The sequence below is a fragment of the Methanospirillum sp. genome, assembly GCF_035560735.1.
GTDB lineage: Archaea > Halobacteriota > Methanomicrobia > Methanomicrobiales > Methanospirillaceae > Methanospirillum.
In genome coordinates, this window is the sequence record NZ_DATMYY010000106.1 from 1 (window position 1) to 4,939 (window position 4,939).

Genomic DNA, 4,939 nt, shown 5'->3' on the forward strand with positions numbered 1-4,939 from the left:
CCATTAGTATTATGATATGTCAGACCCCATCATATCTGCAATGGAAGAGAAACAATACGAATCCCTGAAGATCGAAAATATAGTTGCTTCAGGGGCAATCGCTGATTCAATTGATCTTGAGGTGATCTCCAATAATATCGAGAACTGTGAACTCAATACAAAGCGTTTCCCCGGAGCCGTATACCGGATGGAGAACCCAAAGATCGCATCACTTATTTTTTCTTCAGGAAAAGTGGTTCTGACCGGTATCAGAGATAACAATTCGCTTGAAGTCGGACTTAAATTAATCATCGGAAAGATGAAAGAGGCAGGTATCGCCTGTTATGATGAACCACGAGTGGCAGTAACCAACATCGTCTGTTCATATGATATCGGCAACAAGATCAACCTTAACAAAGTGGTCATGACTCTCAGCCTAGAAAATATCGAATATGAACCTGAACAGTTCCCGGGTCTTGTATATCGTATTGCAGATCCCAAGATCGTTGCACTGCTCTTTTCTTCTGGAAAGATCATTCTGACCGGAGGAAAAAACATGGAAGATATCAAGCGTGGACTTGCCTTCCTCGAGCAGAAGCTTGGTAGCATAATGTGACCGGCTAGCCGGGTTCTATTCTCTTTATTTATGATTGCCAGAACTTGTGAGTTCTGATAAAGTTTCGTTCGGCTTTTAAGATTTCACGATACAGTGAGTCACCATCTGTCCAGGTTGCCAGAATCCGGGACGCTGTATCTGGGCCGACCCCTTTGGCTGCAAGAACAAGAACTGCCTTTTTCCCGCTAGAAAGCACAATATTTGCGTTTTTGATAAGGCGACGCTCTATCTCCTTCTCCTGGGTATTCTTGGTCTTTTTGTTTGCAATACTGTACTGCTCCTCTTCATATGGTTTGAGTGCTGCAATGAGTTTAGCATTACAATGCCCACAAACCGGGTGTTCTGGAACCCTGTCAACAACGGTTCTGACCTTCCATTTTCTACAGTTCATGCAGGTAAGGATCACCTCCTGTTTCGCCAGTCTATGTTTGATTGTGGATATAACGGCCTGATCAGCTGTGGGTGGTGGTATTTGATCGCGATGAGAGAAGATCCCCGAAGCTCCGATCATACTCGGTGGACCAAGCACTATATTGATTGATCCTTCTTTTATGCCATTTACAATTTCTGCTGCATGAGTTACGTCCATGTACCGTGTGAAGAGTTCACGATATGTTTCAGCCTGAATTGCAGGCATTGAGAGGAGTTCACCAAGTCTGTGCATACTCAGACGTTCGTAATCTGCATCCGCATCAATCGCTCCAAATTTTTTTGCGATCTGCACGAGTTTCCACTTAAAGAGAGATGTCCGTTTGAGAGCAACTTCCAGAATTGCCCGGAGATGTTCAGGATCTAATCCCTGAATAATCTCTTGCACATCACCTGCAACTACTTCTCTAGGAAGTCTGAGAAGAATCCGGTATGCATCAAGTTCGATTCCAACGGTAGTTCCCCAACGTGCTGAAATTAGGATTGAAATAACCCTGCCGAATGCTTCATTTGTCTGATGACCGGCACAGAGGTTAATAACAATACCCTCAGGGATCTGCTCTATAGTAATAATCTCGTCAGTCGGAATGATTCCACGGTTATTTTCTACCGCAACAAGGTATGCTTCTGCGTATCTGGTTACTACCTGATCTGAAGAGTAATCACTGAATTGCCGGGTTCGTCTGAGAGCACCAACCTCACGTGCAACGGCAAAGGGAACAGGGATCTGCTCTCCTTCCCACGATGGTAATTCGCCTTCTGCACTCTTTGCCGGTTCTACGGTGATCTTTCCCTCTTCCATCTCAAGAACCCGCCAGAGGTGGCCCCGGGCAATGAACACTGCACCTGTATGCAGATAGGTAACAACGAATGATTCATCGAGAGATCCGACTGTACGCCTTGAAACCATATCGTAGATGGGGAATTTACGTTCATCAGGGATCATCGAGAGATTATTGGAGAGATACTTGCGGGCCCTGCCGGTTGTAATAACCCTGCCTCCATCCCGTCTCAGGATATAATGTTCTGCCAGTTGTGAGATTATTCCCGGGACTACTGATTCAGCATCCAGAGAGATGGATGATCCAGAAAGAATTGAGATGATATCATCAGTTGAAATCTCTCCATACTCGACAGCCATCGCCGCTATCTGATTTGCAATTGCATCACCAGCCTGGTAAGTCGGGACCACTTCTTCGACCTGTCCGGCAAGAGCCCGTCTAGTGATCACCAGTGATTCAGCAAGTTCATCAAATCCGCTGGCAATGATGGTACCCCTGGATATCTTTCCTATCTGATGTCCAGCCCTGCCAACTCTCTGAACCAACCGGCTGACCTCCCGGGGGGAACCAAACTGGATCACGTGATCAACATGACCGATATCGATTCCAAGTTCCATTGAGGACGTGCAGATAAGTGCCCTGATTTCACCATTTTTAAAACGTTCTTCAGCCTCTATCCTAACGTCTCGAGAGAGAGAACCGTGGTGCACATCAATTCCACCATCTTTGAGGAGATTCATCCCGAGTGATTCAGCAGTTGCACGTGTATTGACAAAAATTAGTGTTGGCGGACCTTCTTTTATGTGCTTTCTGATGAGTTTTACCTGATCCTCAAACTTTTCACCAGTGAGTTCTACCGTGATTGCAATGTGTTTTGTGACCGGAACTTCAACGATGGTGTAGGGTCGTCTGCCGGTCATGAACCGGGCAACTTCTTCTGGGTTTCCAACCGTTGCCGAGAGACCGATACGCTGGAATTCTCCTGCGTATGGCACCAGGCGTTCTAGTGCCATACTCATCTGGGCTCCCCGTTTGGTTCCAGCGAGATCGTGAATCTCATCAAGAATTACAAATTGTACTTGTTTCAGATGTTCACGCAGGCGTCTGCCCATATAGATAGCCTGAAGGGTTTCAGGTGTTGTAACCAGAAGATCAGGAGGGGAAAGAGTTTGTTTTCTCCGTTCACTCTGGGTAGTATCTCCATGCCTGACACCTACCGTGAACCCGAGCCTGCTGCACCACCATTCCATTCTGCGAAGAATGTCCCGGTTCAAAGACCTGAGTGGTGTGATATAGAGTGTGGTAAATCCCTTCCCTCCACCCGCACCAGCTGAAAGCATCTGGTTGAATACCGGGATCATTGCACTTTCTGTCTTACCGGTTCCCGTAGGGGCAATCAGGAGAAGATGCTCTCCGGCTAGCACCTTTGGTATGGCACGTTGCTGGACTTCTGAAAATTCATCAAATCCACGCTCAGATATACAAGCGACGACTCGTGGATCAAGTACAGTCTGTGTGCTCATGTCTGATTACTGAAGAGAGGTCACCGCCATATGTGCCATCAGCAAGAAGACACTCTCCAGTCTCGGTAACAACTGCACGTGAGATGGGTGAGAATGGTTTTCTAAAAGTTTTCTCGATTCCGTACCCCGAGAATTCATTGAATGCAGGTACCATCAGTACACGTGTCTGTAGATCTTCAGATGGTGGTATTTCAAATACTTCTTTGCGCAGTTCAGCAAGGACGTAACATGGAGATCTGAGTGCAATACCCACTTCATCAGATAATGATACAACTGGGTGGTGATGGCCTGCCACAATCAGGTGACCCGCAAGTGACGGATCAGGACGGGTATGTCCATGCATAACTCCGATACCATCTAGAATTGAGCCTTCTTTTGGAAGAAGTTCTTCTGGTTTTAAGAATTCTTCAATTCCAGGATCGTGATTTCCAGGAGTCACTTTAATAATTGTGTGCTTTCGGAGATTAGAAAAAAGTGATGGTAGTTCGCGAAACTCCTGCCAGGAGGTCCCGGGTACCCGGTGTTTTACATCACCAAGCAGCAGGATAATATCAGGAGAGATCTCTTTTACCAGGGCATTTAGTCTTTCAATCCGTTCTGCACCTCTGCTTTGCAGGTGTACCCCATGAAGCCTTAGATCAGATTCTATGCCCATATGAAGATCTGCTACTACCAGTATTCGCTGATCCCCCGTTATCTGAATTGCCGGGCCGGATGGATAGTACTCGATCTCCATGAGCTAAATCAGAGAATTTTTATAAAACCTGAAGATGGCTGGTATAACTCATCCTCTACAATTAAAGCCCGGATTGTATCGAGCAAAAGTGTCTCGGGAATTTCTTCCTTCTGTGCAAAGCCAGTCAGTTCCTGTATTGATATTCCTCTTGGCCCTGAATGTTGTTTGATGAGTTTTAACACAGTTTCACCGACATTATTTTCTGTTGAAGATTCGGTGTCTGCACTTTCAGTCTGCTCTTCTTGGTTTTTAACCTGACTTGTTGCACGTTCAACGATTCCAGAAAGGACTTTGAGTTGTCGTAGACTGGTCCCGTATCTTGTCATGAACTTTCGTTCTTCAGCACTAGGGTTTCCTCCTGCAAGAAGATCAGCAACCCGTTTCAGCCTGTCCAGTGTGATTCGCGACGTCCTTAAAATCCATTGATCGCGGGCCTGACGATCTGACTGGTGAATTGTTTCAAGTACCAGCCTGAAACCTGCTTCTCCAGGAGTCGTGTCGGTTTCAATTATTGCAGTAACTGATACAAATGTCGGCGGAGAAAGTGAATCCAGAGTTTCAATTAAATCTGGTGTTCTTGCCTTTATGGATAGAACAAATACCCCGGTCGGGTCAGCAACTCTGATTATCCAACCGTTCTTTCCACTTTTGTTTACCTCTGTTAGGGCCCCACAGCAGTATATTTTTGCAATGTGGGCTCCTGAAGGAGTGATCAGTTCTACTGACCTGTTTTCTTTTCCCCTGATTACAAGATCAGTCTGCTGGATCTCAAGTGCAAATACTCTGCTATAGGCATTAAGTGTTGGAATTGGATATGATGGATTATTCATAGATGACAGATCGACCTTTGATCCGGGCATTGTTACATTAGTTC

General features: G+C 45.9%; 4 protein-coding genes. 1 reads left to right on the forward strand and 3 read right to left on the reverse strand.

Annotated elements, in window-relative coordinates; translation table 11 throughout:
- Positions 1 to 40: 40 nt before the first annotated feature.
- A complete protein-coding gene (locus VN429_RS03410; RefSeq protein WP_109967811.1) occupies positions 41 to 595 on the forward strand; it encodes a TATA-box-binding protein in 555 nt (184 codons plus the stop codon).
- Positions 596 to 623: 28 nt separating this feature from the next.
- On the opposite strand, the gene VN429_RS03415 is transcribed toward VN429_RS03410, so the two are convergent.
- The 3 genes from VN429_RS03415 to VN429_RS03425 all read right to left on the reverse strand — a co-directional run.
- The gene (locus VN429_RS03415; RefSeq protein WP_325629809.1) at positions 624 to 3,329 is read right to left on the reverse strand and encodes a DEAD/DEAH box helicase; all 2,706 of its coding nucleotides are present in this window, start codon (positions 3,327 to 3,329) and stop codon (positions 624 to 626) included.
- Positions 3,307 to 4,065: a metallophosphoesterase gene (locus VN429_RS03420; protein ID WP_325629811.1), complete on the reverse strand. Its 759-nt coding sequence runs from the start codon at positions 4,063 to 4,065 to the stop codon at positions 3,307 to 3,309. Before VN429_RS03420 ends, VN429_RS03415 begins: the two co-directional genes overlap by 23 nt.
- Positions 4,066 to 4,073: 8 nt before the next feature.
- Positions 4,074 to 4,939: hypothetical protein (locus tag VN429_RS03425; protein ID WP_325629813.1), on the reverse strand; the 866-nt coding region annotated here is incomplete at its 5' end.

Coding starts and splice junctions, on each gene's coding strand:
- VN429_RS03410 (WP_109967811.1), top strand. CDS start 41: ATGGAAGAGAAACAATACGAATCCCTGAAGATCGAAAATATAGTTGCT.
- VN429_RS03415 (WP_325629809.1), bottom strand. CDS start 3,329: ATGAGCACACAGACTGTACTTGATCCACGAGTCGTCGCTTGTATATCT.
- VN429_RS03420 (WP_325629811.1), bottom strand. CDS start 4,065: ATGGAGATCGAGTACTATCCATCCGGCCCGGCAATTCAGATAACGGGG.